This is a genomic window from Amycolatopsis sp. NPDC049253 (assembly GCF_040678995.1).
GTDB lineage: Bacteria > Actinomycetota > Actinomycetes > Mycobacteriales > Pseudonocardiaceae > Amycolatopsis.
This window is the reverse complement of sequence record NZ_JBFAQX010000087.1, coordinates 1-1,122: the sequence shown is the minus strand read 5'-3', so window position 1 is coordinate 1,122 and position 1,122 is coordinate 1. Positions and strand designations below refer to the sequence as shown.

1 protein-coding gene is annotated in these 1,122 nt (G+C 68.8%); it reads right to left on the bottom strand.

The window, feature by feature from the left end; genetic code table 11:
- Position 1 precedes the first annotated feature (1 nt).
- A complete protein-coding gene (locus tag AB0K15_RS48045; protein WP_364067942.1) occupies positions 2 to 1,003 on the bottom strand; it encodes an IS481 family transposase in 1,002 nt (333 codons plus the stop codon).
- Between the last annotated feature and the right edge of the window lie 119 nt (positions 1,004 to 1,122).

The following is a 1,122-nucleotide window of genomic DNA, read 5'->3' as shown; positions in this document are numbered from 1 at the left end:
GCTAGCTGTATGAGGCCTTGACGTTGGTGACGCCTGCGTGGAGCCGGGTGGCCGGGGGCCGGTTTCCGGCGGCGGTGTGTGGTCGATGGTAGTTGTAGTGCACGTTCCAGACGGTTAAGGCTGTGGTGCGTTGCTGCTCGCTGGTCCAGGCTCGGGCGTAGAGGAATTCCTCGGCCAGGATCCGGTTGTAGCGTTCGATCTTGCCGTTGTGGCGTGGGGTGTAGGGCGTGATCCGTTGGTGGCGGGCGCCGCGCAGGACGGTGGTGAAGTCGTTGGCGCGGTAGCAGGCGCCGTTGTCGGTGACCAGGCGGTGGATGTGGGTGATGCCGTGGCGGGCGAAGAACGCGCGGGCGCGGTGGACGAACCCGATCGCGGTGCGAGCGGTTTCGTCGGCGAGGGCTTCGGTGTAGGCGAGGCGGGAGTAGCCGTCGATCGCGGAGTGCAGGTAGGTGTAGCGGGCCCGGCCGCCGCGGGTCTTGCCGCGGGCGACCATCCGGTCCTGGTCGCTGCCTTTGCCGTGGATCCGCCAGCCGCCGCCGTCAGGGATCTGGCCGGTCTTCTTCACGTCCAGGTGAACCATGTGCCCGGGCCAGCGGGCGATGATCCGCCGTGGTTGTCGGTTGGTGGCGCCGGTGGGATCAAGGAACCGACGCCGGTTGAGGCCCAGCGCAAGCAGGTGCCGCCCGACGGTGCGGGCGGAGATCGTGATGCCCTCGCCGGTCAGTTCGGTGGCAATTCGGCGAGCGGAGTGCTTGCGCTGCCGGCGCAGCTGCTCGATCCGGGCCACCACCTCGGCGGGAGTGGCGCTCGGCTGGTGGTGCGGGACGCTGGGCCGGTCGAGCAGGCCGGTCTCGCCGTGGAGCCGATAGCGGTTGACCCACTTGCTGGCGCATTGGCGGGAGATGCCCATCTCGGCCGCGACGTGCGCGATCGGACGATGCTGGCAGCGCGCGACGAGCCGGCGGCGGCCTTCGACAGATAGCGGGGCATTACGGTGAGACACGGACGGGTCTTTCTGCTCGACGGACGAGTGGGTCGCACTTCTCATCCTGCCGCCGAAAGACCCGTCCCCATCCTCAGACCCCGTCAGCCGACACCAACGTCACGACCCGCAACAGCTAG